Here is a 26,267-nt window from a genome sequence, read left to right as displayed (position 1 = left end):
TCGTATACGGCTGCATACGTGCCGGTCTTGGACCGCATTTCGGAGGAGAAACCAAATGAGCGCTTATGATCTGATCGTGATCGGGGCCGGTCCGGGCGGTTATGTCGCAGCGATCCGTGCGGCGCAACTGGGCCAGAAGGTTGCTTGCGTCGAGGGCCGCGGCGCATTGGGCGGCACCTGTCTGAACGTCGGCTGCATCCCCTCCAAGGCGCTGCTGACCTCCTCCGCCAAATATGCAGAGCTGTCCCATCTGGCCCAGCATGGCATCGCCGTTGAGGGCGCCAGCCTTGATCTAAGCGCGCTGATGGCCCGCAAAGAAAAGATTGTCGGCGACCTGACCAAGGGCATTGCCTTCCTGTTCAAGAAGAACGGCGTCGACCACATCGAGGGCTGGGCCAGCATCCCCGCCCCCGGCCAGGTGCAGGTGGGTGACGACACCTACACAGCCAAGAACATTCTGATTGCCACCGGGTCGGAGCCTGCCACCCTCCCAAACGTGGAAACCGACGAGGTGGACGTGCTGAGCAGCACCGGTGCGCTGGCACTGGACGCCGCGCCGGAGCATCTGGTGGTAATCGGCGCCGGTGTGATCGGGCTTGAACTCGGTCAGGTCTGGTCACGCCTCGGCTCCAAGGTGACGGTGGTGGAATACCTCGACCGCATCCTGCCCGGCATCGACGGCGAGATTGCCAAGCTGTCCCAGCGCGCGCTGAGCAAGCGCGGGCTGAAATTCCAGCTGGGCCGCGCGCTGAAAACCATCGAAAAGGGCGCAAACCGCCTCACCCTGACGCTGGAACGGGCCGGCAAGGGCACAGAAGAGCAGATCGAGGCGGACAAGGTTCTGATCGCCATCGGCCGCCGCCCTGTGACCCGCGGCCTGGGGCTGGACGCGCTGGGGGTGTCCATCAATGCCCGCGGCTTCATCGAGGTGGATGAAACCTTCCAGACCTCGGTGCCCGGCATCTTTGCCATCGGCGACTGCGTGCCCGGCCCGATGCTGGCGCACAAGGCCGAGGAAGACGGTATTGCCTGTGTGGAAATCATGGCGGGCGAGCACGGCCATGTGGATTACAACACTGTTCCCGGCGTGGTCTACACCGACCCGGAGGTCGCCTCCGTCGGCCAGACCGAGGAAGCGCTGAAAGAGGCCGGCACCGAATATATCACCGGCAAGTTCGCCTTCATGGCCAACTCCCGCGCCCGTTCAACTGGCGAGACCGACGGTGCCGTGAAGGTGCTGGCGACGCCCGACGGCAAGATCCTCGGAGCCCATATCTGCGGCGCCCACGGCGGCGATCTGATTGCCGAACTGGTGCTGGCGATTGCCAAAGACGCAACGGTCGAGGACGTCGCCCGCACCTGCCACGCGCATCCGGCGATGGGCGAGGCGGTGAAAGAAGCCTGCCTTGATGCGCTTGGCCGCGCCATTCACGCCTGATCCGGAGAAAATTGTCAGATGACAATTCAGCTGCGCCCCCGACACCCCGAAAAGGCCCACAAGGCCGACAGCGCCATCCCGCGCAAACCGAAATGGATCCGCAAGAAGAAGATCGAAAGCGCGGACTACTACGAGACCCGCAATCTGATGCGGGAGCATGATCTGGCGACCGTCTGCGAAGAGGCCGCCTGCCCGAACATTGGCGAGTGCTGGTCCAAGCGTCACGCCACCATGATGATCATGGGCGAAGTCTGCACCCGCGGCTGCTCCTTCTGCAACGTGACCACCGGCAAGCCGGACACGCTGGACGCATTTGAGCCCGGCCGGGTTGCGGCAGCGGTCAAGAAGCTGGGCCTGCGCCACGTGGTGATCACTTCCGTCGACCGGGATGATCTGGCCGACGGCGGGGCGGAGCATATCGCCCAGACCATCCGCGCCACCCGCCACCAGAACCCCGGCACCACCATCGAGGTGCTGACCCCGGATTTCCTGGGTAAGGGCGAAGCGGCGCAAGCGGTATTCGAGGCGGCGCCGGATGTGTTCAATCACAACCTGGAGACCGTCCCGCGCCTCTACCCCCGTGTGCGCCCCGGCGCACGCTATTACACATCGCTCCGGCTGCTGGACGACGCCAAGCGCGCCAACCCGCAGCTGTTCACCAAGTCCGGCATCATGGTCGGCCTGGGCGAGACACTGGAGGATGTGCGCCAGGTAATGGACGACCTGCGCGCGGCCCAGGTCGATTTCCTGACCGTGGGCCAGTACCTGCAGCCCACCCCCAAACACCACCCGATCGACCGTTTCTGGTCGCCGGAGGAATTCGAGCAATTGGAACAGATCGCGCGCTCCAAGGGCTTTTTGCATGTGTCAGCGACACCGCTGACCCGCTCTTCGTTCCACGCGGATGAAGATTTTGCCGCCCTGAAAGAGGCCCGTCAGATGGCCTTGGCAAAGGGCAAATAACCTTAACGCAAGCGGGAGGAGACCCATGGAAGCGTTAAATTCAATTGTAAAGGAAGTTAACGGCGTGGTTTGGGGGCCGATGATGCTGGTCCTCATTCTCGGCGTCGGCTTCTTCCTTCAGGTCGGCCTGAAGTTCATGCCGATCCGGAAACTGGGCATGGGCTTTGGCCTGATGTTCAAGGGCCGTGAAGCAACCGGCGAAGGCCAGATCACCCCGTTCAACGCGCTGATGACCGCGCTGTCGGCCACCATCGGCACAGGGAACATCGCGGGCGTTGCCACTGCCGTGTTCCTCGGCGGCCCCGGCGCGCTGTTCTGGATGTGGATGACCGCGCTGGTCGGCATGGCCACCAAATATTCCGAAGCCGTCTGCGCCGTGAAATTCCGCGAGCGCGACGAGGAAGGCAACTACGTCGGCGGCCCGATGTATTACATCAAGAATGGCCTCGGCGCGAAATGGGCCTGGCTGGGCGTTGCCTTTGCCGTGTTCGGCTCCATCGCGGCCTTCGGCATCGGCAACGGTGTGCAGGCGAACGGCGTGGCACAGGTTCTGGAAACCAACTTCGGCTTCAACACCTCCATCACCGGCATCGTGCTGATGGTGCTGACCGGCGCCGTGATCCTGGGTGGCATCACCCGCATCGGCGCGGTGGCGGGCAAGCTGGTTCCGTTCATGGCGGTCAGCTACATCCTCGCCGGCCTGATCGTTCTGGCCGTCAACGCGGACGCCATCGGCACCGCTTTCAGCCTGGTGTTCACCCATGCCTTCACCCCCTCGGCAGCCGAAGGCGGCTTTGCCGGTGCGGCGGTCTGGGCGGCGATCCGCTTTGGCGTGGCGCGCGGCGTGTTCTCCAACGAAGCAGGCCTGGGGTCAGCCCCGATCGCGCACGCAGCGGCTGAAACCAAAGGTCCGGTCAACCAGGGCCTGATCGCCATGCTGGGCACCTTCATCGATACCATCATCGTCTGCTCGATCACCGGTCTGGCGATCATCGCTTCCGGTGCCTGGACGTCGGGTGAATCCGGTGCGGCGCTGACCTCGCTGGCGTTCGAAACCTCCCTGCCGGGCGTCGGCGGCTATCTGATCGCCATCGCGCTGTCGATCTTTGCCTTCACCACCATCCTTGGTTGGTCCTATTATGGCGAGAAGTGCATGGAGTTCCTGTTCGGCGTGAAGGTCATGCTGCCCTACCGCATCCTGTGGATCATCGCGATCTACTTCGGGGCCACCGCCGACCTGGGTTTCATCTGGCTGCTGGCTGACACGCTGAACGCGATGATGGCCATCCCGAACCTGATCGCCCTGGCCCTGCTGAGCCCGATCGTCTTCAAGGTGACGAAAGAGTTCTTTGCCACCGGCGGCAAATCGGAAGAAGCCCGCCACGCTGCTGAATAAGCTCTCCGGGAGGGCGCGTCCTGCGCCCTCCTCCACCCCGAAACCCTACAAATTCAAAGGCTGCACAGGATGACCGACGCACCCAAACGCACCCCGCTTTATGACCTGCACGTCGAGCTTGGCGGCAAGATGGTCGACTTCGCCGGCTGGGAAATGCCGGTCCAGTACCCCATGGGCATCATGGGCGAGCACAAGCAGTGCCGCGAGAAGGCCGCGCTGTTTGACGTCTCCCACATGGGCCAGGTGATCCTGCGCGGTGAAAACGTGGGCGAGAAGCTTGAAACGCTCTGCCCGCAGGCCTATGCCGGCCTGAAAGAGGGCAAGGCGCGCTATGGCTTCTTCACCAACGAGGACGGCGGCATCATGGACGACCTGATCGTCTCCAACGCCGGTGACCACTATTTCGTGGTGGTGAACGCGGCACTGCGCCATCAGGACATCCCGCATATGCAGGCCAACCTGGACGGCGTCGAAGTGACCGAGATCTTCGACCGCGCGCTGGTTGCCGTGCAGGGCCCCAAGGCCGAGGACGTTGTGGGCGGACTGTGCCCCGCGGCCCGTGATCTGAAGTTCATGGAAACCACCGTGGCAGAGATTGACGGCGCCGAGTGCCGGATTTCGCGCCTGGGGTACACCGGCGAGGACGGCTACGAGATCTCGATCCCGGAAGCGGATGCCATCCGCATTTCCAAACTGTTCCTGGCCCATGACGACTGCGAACCCGCAGGCCTTGGCGCCCGTGACTCCCTGCGCCTTGAGGCCGGCCTCTGCCTCTATGGCAACGACATCGACCAGTCGACCTCGCCGGTCGAGGCGTCGCTGTCCTGGGCGATCCAGAAGCGCCGCAAGGAAGAGGGCGGCTTCCCCGGTGCCGCCCGCATCCAGAAGGAACTGGCCGAAGGGCCGTCCAAGAAACTGGTCGGCATCAAGCCCGAAGGCCGCGCCCCCGCCCGTCAGGGTGTGGAAGTTCAAAGCGAAGGCGGCGATACTCTCGGCACCATCACCTCGGGCAGCTTCGGCCCCACCGTCGGCGGCCCGGTCGCCATGGGCTATGTTGCGGCAGACCATGCCGCGCCGGGCACCAAGGTGAACCTGATCATCCGCGGCAAGGCGCAGCCGGCTGAAATCGTCGCCCTGCCCTTCGTCACTCAGAACTACAAACGCTAAGACATCATCAGGAGAGTCAAAAATGGCCACCTATTATTCTGAAGAGCATGAATGGATCACCGTCGAAGGCGACGTGGCAACCCTGGGCATCACCCAGCACGCCGCCGACCAGTTGGGCGAAGTTGTCTTTGTCGAGCAGCGCGAAGCGGGTGAGGAATTCGAAAAAGGCGGCGAGATCGGCGTTATCGAATCGGTGAAAGCAGCCTCCGAAATCTATGCGCCGCTGGATGGCGAAGTGATCGAGGTGAACGAAGCCCTGGCCGACAACCCCGGCGCCCTGAACGAAAGCCCGGAGGGCGACGCCTGGATCTACAAGATCAAGATCTCTGACGCTTCCCAGCTGGACGATCTGATGGATCTGGACGGCTACAAGGCCCTGATCGGCTAAGCATCCGCTCCCCGCCGGAACCGTCCGGCGGGGTCCATTGCCCCAGACATTGCCCTAGACAAGGACCTCTGTAATGGCCTTCAAACTTACCGATTACGAAGCCTACGACTTCGCCAACCGGCGCCACATCGGCCCCTCGCCGCGCGAGATGGCCGACATGCTGCAGGTGATCGGCTTCAAAACCCTGGACGAGCTGATCGACGCCACCGTGCCGCCCGCCATCCGCCAGAAAGAGGCGCTGGACTGGGGCCCGGCAATGACCGAGCGCGATGCGCTTTTCCACATGAAGCAGGTGGCCTCCAAGAACAAGGTGCTGACCTCGCTGATCGGCCAGGGCTACTACGGCACCACCACTCCGGCGCCGATCCTGCGCAACATCCTGGAAAACCCGGCCTGGTACACCGCCTATACCCCCTATCAGCCGGAAATTTCCCAAGGCCGTCTTGAGGCGCTCCTGAACTTCCAGACCATGGTCAGCGACCTGACGGGCCTGGACATCGCCAACGCCTCGCTGCTGGACGAAGCCACCGCAGCGGCGGAGGCAATGGCAATGGCGCACCGCGGTTCGCGCTCCAAGGCAAACAATGCGGCCTTCTTCGTCGACAAGAACTGCCACCCGCAGACCGTCGCCGTGATCCAGACCCGCGCCGAGCCCCTGGGCATCGACGTGGTGGTTGCCGATCCGGACGAGCTGGACCCGGGTGCAGTCTTCGGGGCGATCTTCCAATACCCCGGCACCTACGGCCATGTGCGCGATTTCACCAAGGAAATCGAAGCCATCCACGAGCACAACGGCATCGCAGTTGTCGCTGCTGACATCCTGGCGCTGGCGCTGCTGAAGTCGCCCGGCGAGATGGGCGCGGATATTGCCATCGGTTCGACCCAGCGCTTTGGCGTTCCGATGGGCTACGGCGGCCCGCACGCGGCCTATATGGCAACCACCGACAAGCTGAAGCGCGCCATGCCGGGCCGCATTATCGGCGTGTCGGTCGATGCGCGCGGCAACAAGGCCTACCGCCTGGCGCTGCAAACCCGCGAACAGCACATCCGCCGCGAAAAGGCCAACTCCAACGTCTGTACCGCACAGGCGCTGCTGGCCGTCATCGCGTCGATGTACGCGGTCTACCACGGCCCCGACGGCATCAAGGCCATCGCCCAGTCGGTGCACCGCAAGACCTCCCGTCTGGCCGCGGGCCTGGAGGAGCACGGCTTCAAGGTCGAACCCGAAGTGTTCTTCGACACCATCACCGTCGAGGTCGGCCCGCTGCAGAAAACCGTCATGGAAGCGGCCGTTGCCCGCGGTGTGAACCTGCGTAAAGTGGGCGGGGACCGCATCGGCATCTCGCTGGACGAGCAGACCCGCGCCGAAACCATCGAAGCGGTCTGGGGCGCCTTCGGCATCGAGAAGAAGGACGACAGCGTCAAGAACCGCGCCTATCGCCTGCCGGATTATGCGCTGCGGGAAAGCGAGTACCTGACCCACCCGATCTTCCACAAGAACCGGGCCGAGGCAGAGATCACCCGCTACATGCGCCGCCTGGCCGACCGCGACCTGGCGCTGGACCGGGCAATGATCCCGCTGGGTTCCTGCACCATGAAGCTGAACGCAACGATCGAGATGATCCCGGTCACCTGGCCGGAATTCGGCAACCTGCATCCCTTCTGCCCGGAAGACCAGGCGCAGGGCTACCACCAGATGATCGCCGATCTGAACGACAAGCTGTGCCAGATCACCGGCTATGACGCGATCTCCCAGCAGCCGAACTCCGGTGCGCAGGGCGAATACGCGGGCCTTCTGACCATTCGCAACTACCATGCGGCAAACGGCCAGGGCCACCGCAATGTCTGCCTGATCCCGACCTCGGCCCACGGCACCAATCCCGCCACCGCGCAGATGGTTGGCTATAAGGTGGTTCCGATCAAGGCGGATGACAAAGGCAACATCGACGTCGCAGACTTCCGCGAGAAGGCGGAGAAACACTCTGACCATCTTGCAGGCTGCATGATCACCTACCCGTCCACGCACGGCGTGTTCGAGACCACCGTGCAGGAGGTATGCGACATCACCCACGAGCACGGCGGCCAGGTGTACATCGACGGCGCCAACATGAACGCCATGGTCGGCCTGTCGCGTCCGGGTGACATCGGCGGCGACGTCAGCCACCTGAACCTGCACAAGACCTTCTGCATTCCGCACGGCGGCGGCGGCCCCGGCATGGGTCCGATCGGCGTCAAGGCGCATCTGGCAGAGCACCTGCCGGGCCACCCGGAATACGGCACCGCCGTGGGTCCGGTCTCGGCAGCGCCGTTCGGCTCGCCGTCGATCCTGCCGGTCAGCTGGGCCTACTGCCTGCTGATGGGCGGCGCAGGCCTGACCCAGGCGACCCGCGTGGCGATCCTGAACGCCAACTACATCGCCGCGCGCCTGAAGGACGCCTACAAGATCCTCTACACCTCGGAAACGGGCCGCGTTGCGCATGAGTGCATCCTGGACACCCGCCCGCTGGCGGATGAGGGGAACGTCACCGTGGACGACATCGCCAAGCGCCTGGTCGACTCGGGCTTCCACGCCCCGACCATGTCCTGGCCGGTGGCGGGCACCCTGATGGTGGAGCCTACCGAATCCGAGCCCAAGGACGAGCTGGACCGCTTCTGCGATGCCATGCTGTCGATCCGGCAGGAAGCGCAGGACATCATCGACGGCAAGATCGACGCGCAGAACAACCCGCTCAAGCACGCGCCGCACACGGTGCGCGACCTGGTCGGCGAGTGGGACCGTCCCTACAGCCGCGAGCAAGCCTGCTTCCCGCCGGGCAACCTGGGCGTCGACAAGTACTGGCCGGTGGTGAACCGCGTGGACAACGCCTATGGCGACCGTCACCTGGTCTGCACCTGCCCGCCGATGTCGGAGTACGAAGAAAACGAGGCCTGATCCGTCAGGCCTCCCGCCCCGCCGGCCCGTCCGGCGGGGCACTCCCTGCAGCGCCCCCGCCGCGCCGCATCCCCGCATGACCCGCTCAGAGGAGAGAATGATGTCCCGTCTCGAACCGCTGACCGTGCCAGCCTCCCGGCAAACCGCTGAAAATGCGGCGCAGGCCCGCCTCCACGACGTTGAAATCATTCTGCCGCAGTCGGAGCCCCCTGCCGCGGCCCAGATGATTTGCGAAGTGTTCCGCGCCGCCAACGATCTGTTTCCCGACAGCGGCTACCGCACCGCCGTGCGCAACCTCAGCTCGCAGATGCGCGCGGTTCCCGCCGGCTGGAACCCGCAGACAGTGATATTCCTCGGTGGCATCGCCAGCCGCTGGCCGCTGAATTCCGGCGAAAAGGCCAGCCTGCAGCGGATCTGCCGCCAAGCGCAGCGCTGCCTGTTTTCCGGCAGTGCGGTTTTCCTGCTGCCAGAGACCGGCATCAATGCACCGGTTGAAAGCGCGGTGCACGCAAACTTTGCTGCCGCCGCAGAGGAAGAGCAGCTGGCTTGCGCCCCCGCAGGCACCCTGACCGCCACGTCGGGCCGGATCAGCACCGCTGTCAGCAGTTTTGCCGCGCTGCGCGTGCTGGCCGCCTTTCTGCGCGCCGACCGCGGCCCCTTCATTGCCGATGCGGTGTGCGACTATCTGGGCCTTACCTTTGGTCCCGTGTCGGAGCAGTCCAAGGTTTCGTTGCAACTGCGCCAGACCGCCGGCGGCGACGCGCTGATCGTCAAGATCCTCAACCTGATGCAGCAGAACCTCGAAGAGCCGCTGCTGATCCGAGATATTGCCCAGCAGGCCGGCGTTTCGCCGCGCAAGCTGGAGCGCCGCTTCCAGCAGAAGGCCCGCACCAGCCCGCTGGCCGCCTACCGCAAGCTGCGCATCGAAAAGGCCCGCCAGCTGCTGCTGCACACCACCCTGCCGCTGGCCGAGATCGTCGCCGCCACCGGCTTTGGCTCCCGCAGCAGCCTGACGGAATGGTTCAAGCGCGAGTACAAGACCAGCCCGCAGGCGTTCCGGAAACAGTATTATGCGGACCGCCACCCCGCAGGCTCCATGGCCTGACAGCATCCGGTCCTGCTCATGAAAAAGGCGGCCCTGGGGCCGCCTTTCTTGGTTTCTTGCGGGGTCAATCGCCTGCGCCGCCGCCTTCGCTGCCGCCTGACAGGGCGTTTGGATCGAAGACGTTGCCGAAGCCGGAGGAATTGCCCTGCGGTTCCGGCTCCGCTTCAGGCTCCGCCTCGCTGTTGCCCGACAGGTTGCCGGGGGCGAAGGCGCCGCCGAAGCCGGTGCTGCTGCCGGACGGAGCGGCGGGGGCCGGAGCGGCCTCGCCCTGCTGGTCCAGCTGCTCCTGACGGCGCAGCTCGCGCTGGCGGCGAAGCTCCTGGATACGCTGTTCGGCCTCCAGCCGCTTCTGCTCCTGCACATCGGCGATGCACTGGGCCGGGCTGTAGACCGCGGCGGTGCCCACCACCGCCACCGTGGCGCAGGCCACCGCGACCAGCGCCACCGCCGCCCAGTTGGAGCTGAGGAAGCCAGGCAGCCGCAGCTTTCCGCTTTCCAGCTCTGCCACCGTGGCCTTCTGGCGCGCCGCGGCCACCAGTTCCTTGCGGCGCAGGCTGGCCTCGTTGGCGAGCGCTGCAATCACCGTCAGCACCACGATGATGAACGCCAGCGCAGAGATCGCAGGCGTGATGCCATAGCGGACCTTCTGGGCCAGTTCGATGGTCAGCGTCGGGTATTCGCCGAAGGTGAAGGTGGTGGTGTTGTAGTTCTCGAAGCTCGCCAGGAAGGCCAGCACCGCAGCACTCGCAATCGCGGGGCGCATGAACGGCAGCAGCACCTTGCGGAAGGCCTGGGCGTGGCTGGCGCCAAGGTCCAGCGCCGCCTCGGTCAGCGCCACGTCATAGCGCTGCAGGCGGGCCACCAGCACCAGCATACAGTAGCTGGCGATGAAGGTGGACTGGCCGATGATGGTCAGAAACAGCCCGTTGGAGAGCCAGCTGTCCGCCCCCAGCCCCAGGACCCGGTTGATACGGTCCCAGAACACCAGGGTGGAGATCCCCAGCACCACGCCGGGGATGAGGATCGGCGCGATGATGATGGTGTAATAGGTGGCGCGCAGCTTGGGCCAGATCTGGGTCAGCATCAGCGCCCCTGCCAGCCCCATCGCCACCGACAAGACCACCGTGCCCGCCCCCACCAGGATCGAGTTCCAGATGCCGTTCAGGATCCGCTCGTCGCGGAACAAGGCCGCGAACCACTCAAACGTCAGGCATTCCCAGGGGGTCATCCGCGGGAAGGCGGGCGAGTTGAAGGCGGTGGCCGACATGATCACCAGCGGGCCCAGCAGATAGGCAAAGAAAACCCCCAGATAGACCCAGAGGCTGAGGCGCATAAAGGTGAACCGCTTCATTTGCCGATATCCCCCATGTTCACCTTGAACAGGCGCATGACCGCCAGCACCAGCAGGATACAGGTGACCAGCAGCACCACCGCATAAGCCGCGCCCTGCGGCCAGTCGGAGTTGTCATTGAACTGCTGATAGATCAGCTGGGTGAACCACAGGGAGGAAGGCCCGCCCAGGATCTGCGGCGCCGCCAGCGCGCCGGCCGACAGCATGAACACCATGGTGCAGCCGGAGGATATGCCGGGCTTGGCATAGGGAATGACCACCCGCTGGTGGATCTTCACCCAGCTCGCGCCCATGTCGCGCGCCGCCTCGATCTGGTTGCGGTCGAGGCTTTCGATCACGTTGTAGATCGGGAAGATCATCAAGAGGATGTAGGCGTATCCCAGACCCGCATAGAGCGCGATATCATTGCGGATGAAGTCGAAGGGTGTGTCGAAAACCCCCAATCCGACCAGCATGTTGTTCAGCACCCCGGTCTCGCCGAAGATGATGCGCAGCGCAAAGGCGCGCAGGATCTCGTTGATCCAGTAGGGGATGATCAGCATCAGCGCGAAGATGCGGATGTGGTTGCCCTTGGTCTGGGCCAGGTAATAGGCGATCGGGTAGCACAGGATCAGGTTGAAGACAGTGACGCAGACCGCCGCCACCAGGGTGCGGAAGAACACCCTGAGGTCGACCGCGTTGTAATCCTGGCTGCCGCCCTCGGGGCCGTAAATCAGGTATTTGTAATTCTCCAGCGTGTAGACGTCCCTGGGCCCGCCGATCTCCGGCGGCGGCAGGTTGGGCCGGAACGAGAAGTCGAGCATCGACAGCTGCGGCAGGATTATGAGACCGATGGTCCAGAACAGTACCAGCCCCAGCATCAGGCTGCCCATACCGGTGCCGTTGCGTTTGAAGAACTCCCTCAGGAAGCTTGGCATGGCTCAGCCCCCCCTCATTCCGCGGCCAGCTCACCGGCTGGCACGATGACGGCGTTTTTCGTCTCGTATTCCAGGGTGATGTTCTGGCCGGTGTGATCCTCGAACGACTGCCCGAGGTTGGGGATCGAGACCTTCAGTTCCTTGCCGCCGTCGCCTTCCATGAAGATGTTGAAAGCATTGCCCTCGAATTCCTCGTGATTGACCTTGGCGGTCACAAAATGCGTGCCGGTGGCACCTTTGGGGGCAAGGGCAAAGGCTTCGGGGCGGATGAACATCATCGCGGCGTCGCCTTCCCTCATCCGGCCCTGGTTGGCGGTGGAAATCCGCGCCACCAGATCGCCCGACCGGTTGGTCTGGATCAGCGCCTCATTGCCCATGATCCGCTTGACCTTGCCGCGGAACACGTTGTTTTCGCCCACGAAAGACGCGGCAAAGGCGGTGGCAGGATCGTTGTAGATGGCCTTGCCGTCGCCGATCTGGTCAATAACGCCGGCCCGCATCACCGCAATGTTGTCGGACATGGTCAGCGCCTCGCCCTGGTCGTGGGTGATGTAGATGAAGGTGATGCCGACCCGCTGCTGGATTTCCCGCAGTTCGGTGCGCATGTGCTGGCGCAGCTTCAGGTCCAGCGCCGACAGCGGCTCATCCAGCAGCAGCACGTCAGGTTCTGCGCACAGCGCGCGGGCAATCGCCACCCTTTGGCGCTGACCGCCGGAAAGTTCGGAGGGCAGCTTGCCGCCCTGGCCGGGCAGCGCGATCATGTCCAAAAGCTCGTCCGCGCGCTTGCGCCGCTCGCGCGCAGAGGCGCCCTTGATCTCCATCGAGAAGGTAATGTTCTCCCAGACCTTCATCAGCGGAAACAGCGCCAGATTCTGGAAGATCAGCGCGGTGGGGCGCTTGTTCGGCCCGATCCCCTTCATGTCATTGCCGCCGATCAGTACCCGGCCGCCGCTTGGTTCCAGGAAGCCCGAGACCGCGCGCAGGATAGTGGTCTTGCCGCAGCCCGACGGCCCCAGAAAGGAAAAGAAATCCCCCCCGTTGATGGTCACATTGGCATCGCGCACGGCGACAAAGTCACCGAAGCGGATCCACAGGTTCTCGAGATCAACACCGACCCCTGCACTCATTTGGCTTCTCCCTAAGATGCAGACCTCCATTCCGGTGGCATGCCACCGGCCCCGCAAGAGCTGCTCTCCGTATCTGTTCGTATGTGATGGCGCCGCAAAATCTGCGGCTGGCCCCAGAGCGTGCCCCGGGGCCAGGCTATTCAAGCGCGCGGCTTAGGCGCTCTTGAACTTGTTGACGAATTCGGTGCGCACGTCGGCGTACCAGGGCGCCTCGGCCGGCCAGGGGTTCAGATTGGCCAGGCTGTCGCCCGGATAGGCTTCAGCGAAGTTCTTCTTGTAGACATCGCCGGAGAAGCCGTCAGCGCCCAGCACCGGCGAGTTGTAGCCGTGGCTGTCGATCGCCTTGCCCGCGGGCTCCTGCTGGAAGGCATAGTCGATGAAGGCATAGACCTGCTCCTCGTTCTGGGCGCCGACCGGCATCGACATGCCGTCGACCCAGGCCATCGCACCTTCGACGGGCGCCTGGTAATGCACCGGCTCGCCTGCGGATTTCAGCGCCAGCGGCGGGCCGTCCCAGGTCTGGCCGACCACCACACCTTCGTTCAGAAGACCGTTCTTCTGAGTGTCGGCGTCGTTCCAGATCAGCTTGATCCGGTCCTTGCGCGCCACGCACCAGTCAGTGACCTGACCCCAGACCTTGCGCATGGTTTCCTCGTCGTCATAGGCGGCCCAGATCGAGCCCGGCTCCATCTCGCCCGAGGCTTCCATGTAAAGCCCTGCGCCCAGCATCATCGAATGCGCCCGGCCCATGGTCTTGCCCGCGTTCTCCTCGCTCCAGACGTCGCCGTAAGACGGCGCATCGCCCGCGGGCAGCCATTTGTCGGTGCGGTAGGCAATGCCTTCGGTGCCCCAGATATGCGGCAGCCAGTGGACGCCTTCACCGCCAAAGTTCCAGGCATCGGTGCCGATCTTGGCCATCGCCGGGTTCACGGCGTCGATGTTCACCTTGCTCATATCGAAGGGCTTCAGCAGTTCCAGCGGCCCCCACTGCAGCGAGCGGTTGTTGGTGGGCGAGACGATATCGAAGCCCTGCCCCTTGGTGGCTTTCATCTTGTTGATGATTTCCTCGTTGGAGCCGATGCCGGTGTAGTTCACCTTGATGCCGGTCTTCGCCTCAAAACCGGAAAGGAATTCCGGCGGCAGGTAGTCCGACCACATCAGGATGTTCACTTCCCCTGACGACGCCAGCGCGCTTTTCGAATAAAGCGGCGCCGCCAGGGCCGCAGCCCCCGCAGCTTTCAGCACAGAACGCCGCGAAACAGTCGACTTTACTGTCATTTGATCAATTCTCCCTTTGGACTGGTATTTGTTATTTTTTGTTTTGTTGAACGGTGAAACCTTGCGGAGGCTTGCATCGCCCCGACAGTGACAGTTTTGAAAAACGATAAGGCCAGATTGCCCGCAAAGTTTCCCGGCATGACGCCAGTTTCAGCACAGTTTGAAGCCATCTGCGACATTTCCATTGGATGAGCCTCCACCGCTGCCCCGGCAGTGTGCGTTTGCCCGGGGCGGCACGTCAACGGCCAAGTGCCTTCTGCACCGCCACCGGATGCGCGGCCGGCCCCGGCGGCACTGGGATGGCCGCCTGTTACGGCTGACAATGCCCGGCCGTTTCTTTCATATCCTGCAAGAAAGCTTTCGAATTTCTGCGAAACCGGGCCGTCTGCATTGCCGCCGCCTGCGTCTGGGCGCTTAGTCAGTACAGGCTACACCGGAGGCCCCTTGTCATGAAATCGCGCACCAAGGTTGTGGTGATCGGCGGCGGCATCGCCGGCTGCTCCACACTGTACCACCTCACCCAGGAAGGCTGGAGCGACGTCGTGCTGGTCGAACGCAACGAGCTGACCAGCGGCACCACCTGGCACTCGGCCGCGCAGGTCACGAATTTCGGCACCAACCAGACCATGATCGGGCTCAAGTCCCGCTCCATCAGCCTCTACAAGGAGCTGGCCGAAGACCCGGATTATCCGATCAACTATCACCACGGCGACGGCGGCATACGGCTGGCCAATACCGAGGCGCAGATGCAGGGGTACCGGCATTTCGCTTCGATGGCGCGCGGCATGGATGTGCATTTCGAGATCATCAGCGCCGAGGAATGCGGCCGCCGCCACCCGCTGATTTCCACCGGCAACCTGCTGGGCGGCCTGTGGGATCCGCTGGATGGCGACATCGACCCGGCGCAGCTGTGCCAGGCCTTGGCCCGGCGCGCCCGAAAAGCTGGTGCCGAGGTCTACCGCAACACGCCAGTGACCGCGCTGACCCAGCACAAGGACGACACCTGGACCGTGCATACGGATCACGGCGATATCGACTGCGGTATTGTGGTGAATGCCTGCGGCTACAGGGTGAACGAGGTCGGCGCGATGATGGGGGTGCATCACCCGGTCGCCTCGATGGAGCATCAGTATTTCCTGACCGAGGACATTCCCGCCATCAAGGAGGCCCGCCACCGGATGCCGCTGATCCGCTGCCCGATCTCCGACTACTACTGCCGCCAGGAAAAGAACGGGCTGCTGATCGGCTTTTATGAGCAGGACTGCAAGACCTGGGGCATGGACGGGATTGACCCGGATTTCGTCAACGCACTTTGCCCCGACGACTTGGAGCGGGTGATGGACGTGCTGGAGGGCGCGTTCGAGAGGATGCCCGCGCTGCGCGAGACCGGCATCCGCGCGATCGTGAATGGCCCGATCACCTATACCATCGACGGCGCGCCCCTGATCGGCCCGGTCCCGGGCAAGCGCAATGCCTACTGTGCCATCGGCCTGCGCGCAGGGCTTGGCGAAGGCGGCGGCCATGGCTGGCTGCTGGCGCAGATGATCGTGCATGGCGAGGCCTGTTTTGACACCTGGTGCCTGGACCCCCGCCGCTTTACCACCCATGCCAACGCAGAGCTGACCGCGCTGAAAGCCGTGGAAGACTACCAGAACGAGTTCCGCTTTCATTTTCCGCATGAGCACCGCCCGGCGGGCCGGCCGGCCAAGACCACGCCGCTGACGCCGGTGCTGGCCGCCGAAGGCGCGGAGTTCACCGTGGTGAACGGCTGGGAGCGGGTGGACTACATCAAACCCTCCCCGGATTTTCACCCCTCGCTGACCTTCAACTTCGACGAGGCCTTCGGCGTGGTCGCTGCGGAAGTAAAGAATGTGCAGGACAACGTGGGCCTTGCTGAGGTCAGCGGCTTCAACCGGATCGAGATCACCGGCGCGGACCGCCACAGCTTCCTCGACCGGATGTTCTGCGGCACCGTCACCCGCCGCGCGGGCCGCGTCGGGCTTGGCTACCTTCTGAACTGTCACGGCATGGTCAAGGGCGAGGCCACGGTGGCGAACCTGCCTGCCTCTGACCGCGGGCCGGAGCGGGTCTGGTACGGCTCTGCCGCCGCCAGCGAGTTTCACGACATGGACTGGCTGAGCCAGCACATCCGCACGGGCGAAGATGTGCAGTTGCGCGCCCTCACCAATGACCAGACCATCCTGGTCCTGGCAGGCCCCCGGTCGCGGGATGTGCTCTCTGCCTGCGCCCGGGGCGGCTGGTCGCGCGAGGCCTTCCCGTGGCTGTCGGTGCGCGAATGCTTTATCGGCATTGCTCCGGCAACGGTGATGGGTGTCAGCTTCTCAGGTGAGCTGGCTTATGAGATCCACGTCCCGAATGCCTCGCTTTATGCTGCCTATCTGGCGCTGCGCAAGGCCGGGGAGGCCTTCGGGCTGAAGCTGTTTGGCGCCCGCGCGGTGGAGTCGATGCGGATGGAGAAAGGGTTCCTGCATTGGAAGACGGACCTGATCACCGAATTCGACCCGTATGAGACCGGGCTGGGCCGTTTCGTGAAGCTGGGCAAAGGCGGGTTCATTGGCCGCCAGGCGCTGTTGAAGCGCCGGGCCGCGGGGCCGCGCAAAAAGCTGGTCACGCTGCACGTCGGCGCCACCCATGCCCCGGCCCGCAGCGGCGCCTCGCTGATGCAGGGCGACAAGGCCGCGGGCACCGTGACCTCGGGCGATTGGGGGCATCGGGTCGGGATGAACCTGGCCTATGCTTTTGTGGTGCCGGAACTGGCGGCTGAAGGCAGCACCATGCAGCTCGACCTCTGCGGTGATCTGGTCTCCGCCACCGTCATCGCGCCGTCCCCATACGATCCGGATTTTGACCGCCTCCGCATCTGATCCTTTGCTGGACCGCAAACTCCGGGGACCTCCCCAGGCGTTTTCTTTGCGTCATCCAGCTTCAAATCAGCTGCGGCCCTTCCATGGCACCAGCCAGTTCTCGGCCTTGCGCATCAGGATGTCGATGCCATAGCCGATGATCCCGATCATCACGATGCCCATGATCACGATATCGGTCAGCTGGAACTTGGACGCGGCGATGATCATCATGCCCGCGCCCTTCTGCGCCGCCACCAGTTCGGCAGCCACAACCGTGCCCCAGCAAACGCCCATGGCCACCCGCGCGCCGGTAAAGATTTCCGGAAGCGAGTTGGGCACGATCACATGCCGCATGATCTGCCACTTGGAGGCCCCCAGCGAATACGCCGCGTGGATTTTCGAGATGTTCACGCCGGAGACCCCGGCCCGTGCCGCAATCGTCATGATCCAGAGTGCAGCCAGGAACAGCAGAACGATCTTGCCGGTTTCCCAGATGCCGAACCAGATGATCACCAGCGGGATCAGCGCCAAAGGCGGAACCGGGCGCATGAATTCCACGATCGGGTCAAACCAGCCGCGGAACCAGCCGGACAGGCCCATGGCATAGCCGAGCGGAATACCGACAATCGCGCCGGCAACGAAGCCGGCAATCACCCGCGCCAGCGACCAGCCCAGGTGCTGCCACAGCGAGAAGTTCTGATAGCCCTCGGCTGCGATTTCAAAGAACCGCGCCACCACCGTTTCCGGGGCCGGCAGCCAGATCGGGTTCATCTGCATCCCCGCACTGGGGGTAAAGCTGATGGCGCCCTTTCCGGTCAGCGTCACCGTGCCGTCGCCGGTGTCGACAGCCGTGCCAGGACCGATCGGCTCGCCGTTGATGGCCACGACTTTGGCGCCTTCCTTGCGTTTGACCTCGTCATTGCTGTCGAAGATCAGGGTCGTGGACCGCCCGGCCTGTGCGGCCAGCGCATCGTTTTTGGCAAAGCCGCTGCCGGGGTCCACCTCGAAATTGGAGCTGGCCTCGCCAAATCCGGCCACCCGGACGGCGACTTCCGCATCGTCGGTGCTGCCCGTGGCGTCTTCCAGCGTGTAGGTAAAGCTGGTTTCACCGGTGAACGGCCCGGGCACATGAAGCGGAAACAGCTTGGAGCCGGTGAAGGCCGCCCAGATCACGAAAATCACCAGCACCGAAATGATCGAAGCCGCCCGGTCCGGGCTTACAGCGCTTTCGTCGCCGAATGTCACGGTCTTCAGGCTGGTGAAATCATGCCGCGCCTGCATGCCCTTGCGAATGAATTTCACCAGGAAAAAGGCGCCGGCAAACAACGCGATGTAAAACAGCAGAACCGTCATGCCACCTGCTCCGTCCGGCCCATGATCTCCTCTTCCATCTCCCAGATCATCGAAAGGATCTCATCGCGGGTCTCGGCAAAGCCTTCGGATTTCTTGACGTCGCGCAGGTCGGCATTCACCCCGCGCTCGGCAAAGGGCAGCTGGTATTCGCGGTGGATGCGGCCCGGGCGCGGCGCCATCACGATCAGCCGTTCGCCCAGCAGCAGCGCCTCCTCGACTGAGTGGGTAATCAGGATGATCGTCTTGCCGGTTTCCTTCCACAGCTTCAGCACCAAACCTTGCATCTTTTCCCGCGTCAGCGCGTCCAGCGCGCCCAGCGGCTCGTCCATCAGGATCACATCCGGCTCGTTCGCCAGGCAGCGGGCCAGCGCCACCCGCTGCTGCATGCCGCCCGACAGCTCGTAAACCGCTTTTTCCTTGAAGTCCTGCAGGCCGACGATGTCCAGCAGATGGTCGGAGATCTTCTCGCGCTCGGCCCGCCTCATGCCCTTCATGCGGGGACCGAATTCCACGTTGTCGCGCACGTTCATCCATTCGAACAGCGCGCCCTTCTGGAACACCATCCCGCGCTCCGCGTCCGGTCCGGTGACCACATGCCCGTTCAGCTCCACCACTCCCTCAGTGGGGGCCAGAAACCCCGCCAGGATGTTCAGCAGCGTGGTCTTGCCGCACCCGGACGGTCCCAGCACCGACAGCAGCTCCCCTGCCTGCAAATTCAATGAAACGTCTTTCAGCGCCTGGACGGAGCTGCCGTTGGGCAGGTCAAAACGCATGGAGACACCCTTGATGTCCAGTCCAGCCATCTTCTCCCCCTCCTGTTAGGGCTTCGCGGCCTGCGCCCTGCCCGCCCGGATGCGAACGGCCCGAAAGCCGGGCCGTTCGGTACATTCAGTTCGCTGCGGCTCAGTTCTGCGCGGCGGCCAGCGGCGCGCTGTTGACGGTTCCGTCATAGGAGTCCAGCGCCGCCTCGATGCTGCCCGCATTCACGAAGATATCGGCCACGCCCTTCATGAAGGTCTGCGCGCCGCCGCCCAGCCATTTCTCCGACAGCTGCTCCTCTGCTGACGGGAAGCTGAAGGTGGCGATGGTGGCTTCGGCATCCGCCAGGTCCATGCCTGCGTCCTTGGCGATGACCGGCAGCATCTCGTCCTTGTGATCGCCCGAATTCCACATGGCGTTGGCCTCTGCGGTCACTTTCAGGAACTTGCTCAGCAGCTCACCTTCGGACTCGACAAAACCGGCCGGTGCGCTGGTCACGTCGAACACCAGGATGCCCAGTTCCTCCTTCTCAGCACCGGTCAGCAGCACGTTGCCATGCTCCACCATCCGCCGCAGCGCGCCGCCCCAGCCGCAGACCATGTCCAGGTTGCCCTGGGCAAAGGCCGCCGCGCCATCGGCGGGGGCCATGTCGACAATTTCCATCGAACCGACATCGACCCCGAAATGCGCCATCTGCGACAGGAAGCCGTAATGCGCCGCGGTGCCGATCGGCACGCCGACCTTCTTGCCGTTCAGCTCAGCCGCACTGTCCTTGTCGATCTCCAGCGCCTCGGCCACCACGCAGTTGTCGTTGTCGGAATAGCTGACCGCCACATCCACCGCCTGGAGGTCCTGTCCGGCGGAGGTTGCCACCACAAACGGCGGCACGCCCTGGCTCACCGCGATCTGAACATCGCCCGACGCCATGGCCGCAGACATTGCCGTGCCGGTATCGAAGGAGACCCAATTGATCTTGACGCCCATTTCCTCCTCATAGGTGCCGTTGGCCTTGGCAAACTGGAAGGGCATCGGCCATTCGAGGAAATAGGCGACGGTGATCTCCTCCAAGGCAGAGGCGTGCGAGGCAGACAGCGCCGCGATGCCGGCACAAGCAGTCGTCAGCAGATACTTTTTAATCATATTGGATCTCCTCCCAGGGTTTTCCGGGTCCGTTCAATGCGGGCCTCGGACATTTATTTTTGCACGGCAAACCATATCCGGGAAGAAAATACACAGTAGAATAAAGTTGCCTTTGCGCCCAAAGTAAAACTTAGTTTCGTTTTTGACGGATATGATTTGGCGAACAGGAGGCGCAGCCTGTGCAGAAATCCCTAAGCCTGAGGTGGCTGGAGGTGTTCCAGCTTATTTCAAAGTCAGGATCAATTCAAAAGGTTGCTGCGGAAACCGGCCTGTCGATCAGCACCGTTTCCAATCACCTGCGCAGTCTGGAAAGCGCGCTGGGGGTGGATCTGGTGGATCATACGCGCCGCCCGATGGGGCTGACCCCGGCCGGAGTCGTCTATGCCCGCTACGTCCGTGACGGGCTGATGACGCTCAGACGCGGCGAGGCGGAGATCCGCTCTGGCAGCTGGCAGCACGCCACCGATCTGCGCATGGCGCTGCTGGATGATTTCGACAACGAGGTCGGACCGGAGCTGTTCCAGTTCCTGTCCACCGCCCTGCCCCGCTGCAATTTCCGCCACTACACCCGGCCCAGCCATGAGATCATCGCAAAGCTGCAGGAGCAGAAGCTGGATGCCGGTGTTGCCACCCGCCCAGCGGGGCTGCTGCCGGATCTGATCGAGTACCCTTTGATGCGCGACCCGTTCATTCTGGTGGTGCCCGCCGCATACAGCGGCAGCGTTGAGGAGCTGACCAAACCGGAGGCGCCGCTGCCGTTCCTGCGCTATTCCCGCGACCACACCATCGGCAAGCAGATCGAAACCCAGCTGACCCGGCTCAAGATCTTGCTGCCCAACCGGTTTGAGCTGGAATGCAACCAGTCCATCATCGGCCTGGTGGCCGAAAGCAGCGGCTGGACCGTGACCACCGCCGCCAGTTACCACCGCGCCCAGCGCTTTCACGACAAGGTCAGGGTCTTGCGCTTTCCAGGCAAGAGCTTTGCCCGCACGGTGTCGCTGTTCACTTCCAGCGTCTATCCCGCGGCCACGTCGCAGCTGATCCACGAAGCGCTGCAAAAGTCCCTGCGCCACCATTTCACCGATCCGATCAGCGCCCGCTTCCCCTGGCTGGCCGAGGAGTTCCGGACGCTGCCCGCGCAAGACCCGTAAAGGCGGAGCGCAATTCGAAACAAACATTCGTGTTTCTCGAAACCACTTGGCACCGGCTTGACCGTTTGGGGCCTTGGGCGCTGTTTTAAGCGCACACCGCGCCGTGCGCTTCCCCGCACAGCCGGCGGCCTTTCAAGGAAAATGGATCATGGCAATCACTTATCTGAAACAGGCCCAGCCGCGCCCGGCGGCCGAGAACAGCGATATCCGCGACACCGTCGCCGTGATCCTGGCCAATATCCAGCGCGAGGGCGAGGAGGCGGTGCGCCGCTATGCGGAAAAGCTGGACGGCTGGACCGGACCGGTCGTGGTGACGGACGCCCAGCGCCGCGCCGCCTGCAACCGCGTTTCGCCGCAGACCAAGGAAGATATCCAGTTCGCCCACGCCAACATCCGCCGTTTTGCCGAGGCGCAGAAGGCCACCATGGGGGAATGCGAGGTGGAGGTGATCCCCGGCCTGATCGCGGGCCAGAAGCTGATCCCGGTCTCAAGCGCCGGCTGCTATGTGCCGGGCGGCCGCTACAGCCATATCGCCAGCGCGCTGATGACCATCACCACCGCCAAGGTGGCAGGCGTGCCGCATATCACCGCAGTTTCGCCGCCGCGCCCCGGCAGCGGCATTCCCGACGCGATCATCTATGCCATGGACCTGTGCGGAGCGGACCTGATCCTGAACCTGGGCGGAGTCCAGGGCATTGCCGCCATGGCGCAGGGCCTGTTCGGGTCGCAGCCCGCCGATATTCTGGCCGGCCCCGGCAATGCTTATGTGGCGGAGGCCAAGCGGATGCTGTTCGGCGAGGTCGGCATCGACATGTTTGCAGGCCCCACGGACTCGCTGGTGATTGCCGACCGCTCCGCGGATGCCGAAACTGTCGCCTGGGATCTGGTCAGCCAAGCAGAACACGGCGCCGACAGCCCCGTCTGGCTGGTCACCACCTGCGAGAGCCTGGCCAAGGGCGTTATGGTCCGCGCGCAGACACTGATTGACCGGCTGCCGGAACCCAACCTCTCTGCAGCGCACCGCGCTTGGCACGAACGCGCCGAGGTGGTCCTGTGCGACACCCGCGAGGAAGCTGCGCAAGTGGCCGACCGCTATGCACCCGAGCATTTGCAGGTCCAGGCTGAGGACCTCGACTGGTGGCTGGGCCGCCTCACCGCCTATGGTTCGTTGTTCCTGGGCAAGGAGACAACCGTATCCTTCGGCGACAAGACGTCAGGCCCTAACCACGTGCTGCCGACCAGCGGCGCCGCGCGTTATACCGGCGGGCTGTCGGTGCACAAGTTCACCAAGACCGTGACCTGGCAGCGCTGCAACGCTGCTGCTTCGCGTGAGCTGGCGCTGCGCACCGCCCGGATCAGCCGGATGGAAGGCATGGAAGGCCACGCCATCGCCGCCGAGATGCGGCTGCAGCCGGAGACGGTCTGAGGCCGTAAGGAAACGCCGGTCTTAGGACGGCGTTTCCAGCCGCTGGTCCAGATCGACCGGCCCCAGCACGGCATCGTCGGGAATGCCTTCAAACCCGGTGACGGTGCCGCCATAGTGTTCCATGAACTGCGCAGCCGCCTTGGCGGTGGCGAACGGCACCACCTCCGGCGCGCCCATGCCGCCAGCCACATTGGAGCCGACGACGAAATGCGCGCCCCTGGCATCGATCCAGTTGTTGCTGCCGGGCTGCTGCCAGCTTGCCGCTGCACCCATGTCACTCACGTAAATGGCGGTGATCTCTGCCTCCCGTTCCGGGCTTTTCACATAAGCTGCCAGATCGCGCACCTGGGCAAAGAACAGGGGCGCCGGGAAGCCGTCCAGGTGGATCTGTCCCTTGGGTCCGCCGTGTTCAGCGACATTCATCTGGCAGAAGTAACTGAGCGCAACCTCAGTCAGCTCAACCGGCGCAGGCGGCGCTTTGGCCTCCTCCTCCTGGCAGGCGGACAGGATCAGTGCAGCGGCAAGGATCAGGCGTTTCATGGCTCCACCTTCCGGAATGCGGCACAGGCCAACAGGAAACCCAGCGCGGGCCACAGCAGCAGCGACAAAGGTGCAGCCCAGCCTGGCAAGGCATTTGCTGCACCCGCCATGCCGCTGGACAGCGCCACGCTTTCCGACGCCGCCACATTCCACACCCGGAACGCATCTGCCGGGTTGGCGACCATCACCCAGGGGAAGACCTTCTGTGTGAAGACCCCGCCGCTGTCCATCACCACAGCGCCTAACAGGCCAAGGTCGTAAAGGACCACAAACACCAGCCAGACTCCCGCCGACAAGCCCGCAGCCGCGGTTGCCCCGCTGCTGAGCGCAGACAGCGCGTAGCCCAGCACCAGGAACACAGCACCTAACAAGATCGAGGTCAGCACCAGCCGCGCCAATGCCACCAGGCTCTCCGCCCCGGCACCGCCGAACCAGGCGGCAACGGCACCTGCCGCGCCAAATCCGATGCACATGGCAATCGCCAATGCCGCCAGATGGGCCATCAGCTTGCCCAGCAGGATTTCAGCCCGCCCCGCGGGATAGGCCAGGAGCAGGGCAAGGCTGCCGCGGTCGCGGTCGCCTGCCACCGCATCGAACCCCATCATCAGAGCCAGAAGCGGTGCGAGGTAGACCGACAGGGTGGTCATCGAAGCAACCGAGACAGTCAGCATGTCCACGCCCAGCGTCCCTGTTGGCGCCGAGCCGGCAAAGGACAGCGCCAGCGCAAAGGCCAGCATGATCAGCGTGGCCATGAACAGCCAGCGGTTGCGGCGCAGGATCAGCATCTCAGCGCGGGCAATGGCAAAGGCACGTCTCATTTGCGGTCCTCCCCGGAGTAATGGCGATAGAGGTCTTCCAGCCGCGGCGGCACCATGTCGATGTCGGCCACAGCGTCACCCATGGCGGCGATCTTGCGCAGCTCAGCCATCTTGTCCTGCGGTGAGCACAGGATCTCGACCGAGGCGCCATTGATCCGCCGCCCGCCGGTTTCGGTTGCGATCCGGTCAGCGTGCGCGCCGCTGGCCTGCACCCGCAGCTTGACCGGCAGTCCGGCCTGCGCCGACAGGCCCGCCAGCGTGTCGTCGGCCACCTTCACGCCCTTGCGCAGGATGGCGATGCGGTCGGTGCGGGCCTCCACCTCTGTCAGCGCGTGGGAGGCGATCAGCACCGCCGCGCCCTGTTCCGCCAGCTCGTTGATGATGGCATAGAGATCCTGCCGCGAGATTGGATCCAGCCCGCTGGTGGGTTCGTCCAGCAGTGCCAGTTTCGGGCGGCCCAGCAGCACCTGCGCCAGCCCCAGCCGCTGCCGCATACCCTTGGAATAGGCCCCGATGCGGCGATGCATCGCTTCTCCCAGGCCAACCCGTCCCAGGAGGCCGTCAATATCCGCGCGTTCGCCGGCCAGGCGGGCAAACAGCGTCAGCTGCTCATGTCCCGTCAGCGCCGGGTGAAAGCTGACCGCCTCCGGCAGAAAGGCAGTGGCGGCCCGCGCCGCGGCGCTGCCGGGGGCTGCACCGCAAATGCGGATGCTGCCGCCCTCATGCCGGATCAGGCCCAGCACCGCCTTGATCAAGGTCGACTTGCCTGCGCCGTTGTGGCCCAAGAGCGCCAGACGCTCACCCGGCGCAATGACCAGATCGATGCCATGCAGCACCTGTGTCTTGCCGCGGAACTTGTCCAGCGCGCGGATCTGCAGCGGAGAGTTATCCATCCTGTTCAACCTTTCTGGCGGCATCGGGCCGCGCTGGCCGCATCAGCGGGTGGCTGTCGATCACCCCGCCGGGCAGCAGCGCCGGAAACGCTGACTGGGACCAGCGCACCAGCTGCACCGCGGGCGATCCCATCAGCAGTTTCGCCGCCGGCTGCGTCCACAGCACATGATCCATGCTGTCGTTCGGACGATAAGGCGCATCGGCGATGCCGTCCCCGTCCACATCAAAACCCGCGAAGTCGGACCAGTAGTTGCCGCGGCCTTCCTCGCTCCACTCCACCCATTTGGTGGAGACGAATTTCACCTGATGCCGGTTGCCGACAAAGGCGTTCCCAACCATCCGGTTGCCGTCGCTGCCTGCGGTAAAGTGGATGCCGATGCCGCAGCCCTCGAACCAGTTGCCGGAGAAATCATTCTTGTGCGCGTTATAAAGGAAGGTGCATTTGTCCTTGGCGCCCTTCACATAGTTGCCGCGCACCTCGCCCTGGTTAGCGTAGTTCAGCATCACCCCGTGGTCGCGGTCATTCAGCGAGACATTCCCGCTCACCTTGACCCGTTTGGAAAACATCACCGCATAGCCGAGGTGATTGCCGATCGAGACATTGCCCGAAACTTCGGAATTGTCGGCGTACATGTAATGCACGGCAAAGCGCAGGTCGCGAAAGGTGTTGTTGGTAAAGGCGTTCTTCTTGGAACTGTTCACAAAGATCCCGTCGCGGCCAAAGCGGATGTCGTTGCCGTCCACCACGGCGCCCGGCGCGTTCCAGACATAGACCCCGTTGCCGCGCGCATTCATGTGCCGGTCCAGGCGCCCCTCGATCCGGTTGCCCTGCACCAGACTGTCCTTTGCGCCGTGCACGTCTACGCCGTACAGGTTGCCCAGCAGCACATTGTTCAGGATCTTCGGCGCCTTCGCGGTTTTGGTGAGCTTGATGCCGCTGTCGATCTCCTGATGCGAAGAGCCGGAGCCAACAACCGTCAGGTTCTGCACGGTAATGCCGGGGCCAGTCACTGTGATGACCGACCCCAGCCCCCGGCCGTCCAGTGTGGCATGGCCCTGGCCATCGATGATGACAGGGCGGTCCAGCACCAGGGTTTCGGCATAGTCGCCGGGGGCGAGGCGGAGGGTGTCGCCATCCGCCGCCTGCGCCAGTGTTTCGGAAATTGCCCCTGCCCGGTTGGGCACATCCCAGTCCGCCGCCCAAGCGGGCGCCAGGCAGGAGAGAGCCGCAACAAACGATGTGGGCAGGAGCCGTTTCAT

22 protein-coding genes are annotated in these 26,267 nt (G+C 64.0%); 10 read left to right on the top strand and 12 right to left on the bottom strand.

Going from position 1 to position 26,267, the window contains the following annotated elements:
* Positions 1–55 precede the first annotated feature (55 nt).
* From lpdA to DAEP_RS0119135, 7 genes are all read left to right on the top strand, one after another.
* Positions 56–1,438, top strand: a complete 1,383-nt coding sequence (lpdA, locus tag DAEP_RS0119165) for a dihydrolipoyl dehydrogenase (RefSeq protein WP_027245808.1) — start codon at positions 56–58, stop codon at positions 1,436–1,438.
* A gap of 18 nt (positions 1,439–1,456) precedes the next feature.
* Complete coding sequence (lipA, locus tag DAEP_RS0119160) at positions 1,457–2,401, top strand: lipoyl synthase (protein ID WP_027245807.1); 945 nt, start codon at positions 1,457–1,459, stop codon at positions 2,399–2,401.
* Positions 2,402–2,426: 25 nt separating this feature from the next.
* The gene (locus tag DAEP_RS0119155) at positions 2,427–3,797 is read left to right on the top strand and encodes an alanine/glycine:cation symporter family protein (RefSeq protein ID WP_027245806.1); all 1,371 of its coding nucleotides are present in this window, start codon (positions 2,427–2,429) and stop codon (positions 3,795–3,797) included.
* A 69-nt stretch (positions 3,798–3,866) separates the two neighbouring features.
* The gene (gene gcvT / locus DAEP_RS0119150) at positions 3,867–4,964 is read left to right on the top strand and encodes a glycine cleavage system aminomethyltransferase GcvT (RefSeq protein WP_027245805.1); all 1,098 of its coding nucleotides are present in this window, start codon (positions 3,867–3,869) and stop codon (positions 4,962–4,964) included.
* A gap of 22 nt (positions 4,965–4,986) precedes the next feature.
* On the top strand, positions 4,987–5,352 hold the full coding sequence (gene gcvH / locus DAEP_RS0119145) for a glycine cleavage system protein GcvH (RefSeq protein WP_008557313.1): 366 nt from the start codon (positions 4,987–4,989) through the stop codon (positions 5,350–5,352).
* Between the two features lie 73 nt (positions 5,353–5,425).
* Entirely contained in the window at positions 5,426–8,284 is a 2,859-nt protein-coding gene (gcvP, locus tag DAEP_RS0119140; RefSeq protein WP_027245804.1) for an aminomethyl-transferring glycine dehydrogenase, read from the top strand.
* 100 nt (positions 8,285–8,384) lie between these two features.
* The gene (locus DAEP_RS0119135) at positions 8,385–9,389 is read left to right on the top strand and encodes a helix-turn-helix domain-containing protein (protein ID WP_245595125.1); all 1,005 of its coding nucleotides are present in this window, start codon (positions 8,385–8,387) and stop codon (positions 9,387–9,389) included.
* 64 nt (positions 9,390–9,453) lie between these two features.
* Here the strand turns inward: DAEP_RS0119135 and DAEP_RS0119130 are convergent, their stop codons facing one another.
* The 5 genes from DAEP_RS0119130 to DAEP_RS24075 all read right to left on the bottom strand — a co-directional run bounded on the left by DAEP_RS0119130 (position 9,454) and on the right by DAEP_RS24075 (position 14,247).
* The gene (locus DAEP_RS0119130; RefSeq protein ID WP_027245802.1) at positions 9,454–10,740 is read right to left on the bottom strand and encodes an ABC transporter permease; all 1,287 of its coding nucleotides are present in this window, start codon (positions 10,738–10,740) and stop codon (positions 9,454–9,456) included.
* Positions 10,737–11,657 (bottom strand): ABC transporter permease, encoded by a 921-nt coding sequence (locus DAEP_RS0119125; protein WP_027245801.1) that lies wholly within the window; start codon positions 11,655–11,657, stop codon positions 10,737–10,739. Before DAEP_RS0119125 ends, DAEP_RS0119130 begins: the two co-directional genes overlap by 4 nt.
* A 14-nt stretch (positions 11,658–11,671) precedes the next feature.
* Positions 11,672–12,784: an ABC transporter ATP-binding protein gene (locus DAEP_RS0119120; RefSeq protein ID WP_027245800.1), complete on the bottom strand. Its 1,113-nt coding sequence runs from the start codon at positions 12,782–12,784 to the stop codon at positions 11,672–11,674.
* A gap of 153 nt (positions 12,785–12,937) precedes the next feature.
* Positions 12,938–14,062, bottom strand: coding sequence for an extracellular solute-binding protein (locus DAEP_RS0119115; protein ID WP_027245799.1), 1,125 nt, complete (start codon positions 14,060–14,062; stop codon positions 12,938–12,940).
* Positions 14,059–14,247, bottom strand: a complete 189-nt coding sequence (locus tag DAEP_RS24075) for a hypothetical protein (RefSeq protein ID WP_154665093.1) — start codon at positions 14,245–14,247, stop codon at positions 14,059–14,061. Before DAEP_RS24075 ends, DAEP_RS0119115 begins: the two co-directional genes overlap by 4 nt.
* Positions 14,248–14,511: 264 nt before the next feature.
* Between DAEP_RS24075 and DAEP_RS0119110 the strand changes: the two genes are divergently transcribed.
* Entirely contained in the window at positions 14,512–16,947 is a 2,436-nt protein-coding gene (locus DAEP_RS0119110) for a GcvT family protein (RefSeq protein WP_027245798.1), read from the top strand.
* 66 nt (positions 16,948–17,013) lie between these two features.
* Here the strand turns inward: DAEP_RS0119110 and DAEP_RS0119105 are convergent, their stop codons facing one another.
* The 3 genes from DAEP_RS0119105 to DAEP_RS0119095 form a co-directional block, all read right to left on the bottom strand.
* Positions 17,014–18,279 carry an ABC transporter permease gene (locus DAEP_RS0119105; RefSeq protein ID WP_027245797.1) on the bottom strand — a complete coding sequence of 422 codons (1,266 nt, stop codon included), beginning with the start codon at positions 18,277–18,279 and terminating at the stop codon, positions 17,014–17,016.
* Positions 18,276–19,082 carry a taurine ABC transporter ATP-binding protein gene (locus DAEP_RS0119100; protein ID WP_008553594.1) on the bottom strand — a complete coding sequence of 269 codons (807 nt, stop codon included), beginning with the start codon at positions 19,080–19,082 and terminating at the stop codon, positions 18,276–18,278. Before DAEP_RS0119100 ends, DAEP_RS0119105 begins: the two co-directional genes overlap by 4 nt.
* Positions 19,083–19,182: 100 nt before the next feature.
* On the bottom strand, positions 19,183–20,178 hold the full coding sequence (locus tag DAEP_RS0119095; protein WP_027245796.1) for a taurine ABC transporter substrate-binding protein: 996 nt from the start codon (positions 20,176–20,178) through the stop codon (positions 19,183–19,185).
* Positions 20,179–20,357: 179 nt separating this feature from the next.
* Here DAEP_RS0119095 and DAEP_RS0119090 point away from each other — a divergent pair, with 179 nt between their 5' ends.
* Both DAEP_RS0119090 and hisD read left to right on the top strand, forming a co-directional pair.
* Positions 20,358–21,329 (top strand): LysR family transcriptional regulator, encoded by a 972-nt coding sequence (locus DAEP_RS0119090; RefSeq protein ID WP_027245795.1) that lies wholly within the window; start codon positions 20,358–20,360, stop codon positions 21,327–21,329.
* 148 nt (positions 21,330–21,477) lie between these two features.
* Positions 21,478–22,755: a histidinol dehydrogenase gene (hisD, locus tag DAEP_RS0119085; protein ID WP_027245794.1), complete on the top strand. Its 1,278-nt coding sequence runs from the start codon at positions 21,478–21,480 to the stop codon at positions 22,753–22,755.
* Between the two features lie 21 nt (positions 22,756–22,776).
* Here hisD and DAEP_RS0119080 read toward each other — a convergent pair whose 3' ends face one another.
* Genes DAEP_RS0119080 through DAEP_RS0119065 form a run of 4 tightly spaced genes read right to left on the bottom strand, consistent with a single transcriptional unit; the run spans position 22,777 to position 26,267 of the window.
* Positions 22,777–23,295, bottom strand: coding sequence for a nitrous oxide reductase accessory protein NosL (locus DAEP_RS0119080; RefSeq protein ID WP_027245793.1), 519 nt, complete (start codon positions 23,293–23,295; stop codon positions 22,777–22,779).
* Positions 23,292–24,113 carry an ABC transporter permease gene (locus DAEP_RS0119075; protein ID WP_008557532.1) on the bottom strand — a complete coding sequence of 274 codons (822 nt, stop codon included), beginning with the start codon at positions 24,111–24,113 and terminating at the stop codon, positions 23,292–23,294. The genes DAEP_RS0119080 and DAEP_RS0119075 overlap by 4 nt, the downstream gene beginning before the upstream one ends.
* Positions 24,110–25,006: an ABC transporter ATP-binding protein gene (locus DAEP_RS0119070; RefSeq protein WP_008553586.1), complete on the bottom strand. Its 897-nt coding sequence runs from the start codon at positions 25,004–25,006 to the stop codon at positions 24,110–24,112. The genes DAEP_RS0119075 and DAEP_RS0119070 overlap by 4 nt, the downstream gene beginning before the upstream one ends.
* Complete coding sequence (locus DAEP_RS0119065; RefSeq protein WP_027245792.1) at positions 24,999–26,267, bottom strand: nitrous oxide reductase family maturation protein NosD; 1,269 nt, start codon at positions 26,265–26,267, stop codon at positions 24,999–25,001. Before DAEP_RS0119065 ends, DAEP_RS0119070 begins: the two co-directional genes overlap by 8 nt.

This window comes from Leisingera daeponensis DSM 23529 (assembly GCF_000473145.1).
Taxonomy (GTDB): Bacteria; Pseudomonadota; Alphaproteobacteria; order Rhodobacterales; family Rhodobacteraceae; genus Leisingera; species Leisingera daeponensis.
This window is presented reverse-complemented; position numbering and strand designations above follow the sequence as displayed.

Bases quoted from the DNA above. Each gene is read 5' to 3' on its own strand.
- lpdA (WP_027245808.1), top strand. From the start codon at position 56: ATGAGCGCTTATGATCTGATCGTGATCGGGGCCGGTCCGGGCGGTTAT.
- lipA (WP_027245807.1), top strand. From the start codon at position 1,457: ATGACAATTCAGCTGCGCCCCCGACACCCCGAAAAGGCCCACAAGGCC.
- DAEP_RS0119155 (WP_027245806.1), top strand. From the start codon at position 2,427: ATGGAAGCGTTAAATTCAATTGTAAAGGAAGTTAACGGCGTGGTTTGG.
- gcvT (WP_027245805.1), top strand. From the start codon at position 3,867: ATGACCGACGCACCCAAACGCACCCCGCTTTATGACCTGCACGTCGAG.
- gcvH (WP_008557313.1), top strand. From the start codon at position 4,987: ATGGCCACCTATTATTCTGAAGAGCATGAATGGATCACCGTCGAAGGC.
- gcvP (WP_027245804.1), top strand. From the start codon at position 5,426: ATGGCCTTCAAACTTACCGATTACGAAGCCTACGACTTCGCCAACCGG.
- DAEP_RS0119135 (WP_245595125.1), top strand. From the start codon at position 8,385: ATGTCCCGTCTCGAACCGCTGACCGTGCCAGCCTCCCGGCAAACCGCT.
- DAEP_RS0119130 (WP_027245802.1), bottom strand. From the start codon at position 10,740: ATGAAGCGGTTCACCTTTATGCGCCTCAGCCTCTGGGTCTATCTGGGG.
- DAEP_RS0119125 (WP_027245801.1), bottom strand. From the start codon at position 11,657: ATGCCAAGCTTCCTGAGGGAGTTCTTCAAACGCAACGGCACCGGTATG.
- DAEP_RS0119120 (WP_027245800.1), bottom strand. From the start codon at position 12,784: ATGAGTGCAGGGGTCGGTGTTGATCTCGAGAACCTGTGGATCCGCTTC.
- DAEP_RS0119115 (WP_027245799.1), bottom strand. From the start codon at position 14,062: ATGACAGTAAAGTCGACTGTTTCGCGGCGTTCTGTGCTGAAAGCTGCG.
- DAEP_RS24075 (WP_154665093.1), bottom strand. From the start codon at position 14,247: ATGGAAATGTCGCAGATGGCTTCAAACTGTGCTGAAACTGGCGTCATG.
- DAEP_RS0119110 (WP_027245798.1), top strand. From the start codon at position 14,512: ATGAAATCGCGCACCAAGGTTGTGGTGATCGGCGGCGGCATCGCCGGC.
- DAEP_RS0119105 (WP_027245797.1), bottom strand. From the start codon at position 18,279: ATGACGGTTCTGCTGTTTTACATCGCGTTGTTTGCCGGCGCCTTTTTC.
- DAEP_RS0119100 (WP_008553594.1), bottom strand. From the start codon at position 19,082: ATGGCTGGACTGGACATCAAGGGTGTCTCCATGCGTTTTGACCTGCCC.
- DAEP_RS0119095 (WP_027245796.1), bottom strand. From the start codon at position 20,178: ATGATTAAAAAGTATCTGCTGACGACTGCTTGTGCCGGCATCGCGGCG.
- hisD (WP_027245794.1), top strand. From the start codon at position 21,478: ATGGCAATCACTTATCTGAAACAGGCCCAGCCGCGCCCGGCGGCCGAG.
- DAEP_RS0119080 (WP_027245793.1), bottom strand. From the start codon at position 23,295: ATGAAACGCCTGATCCTTGCCGCTGCACTGATCCTGTCCGCCTGCCAG.
- DAEP_RS0119075 (WP_008557532.1), bottom strand. From the start codon at position 24,113: ATGAGACGTGCCTTTGCCATTGCCCGCGCTGAGATGCTGATCCTGCGC.
- DAEP_RS0119070 (WP_008553586.1), bottom strand. From the start codon at position 25,006: ATGGATAACTCTCCGCTGCAGATCCGCGCGCTGGACAAGTTCCGCGGC.
- DAEP_RS0119065 (WP_027245792.1), bottom strand. From the start codon at position 26,267: ATGAAACGGCTCCTGCCCACATCGTTTGTTGCGGCTCTCTCCTGCCTG.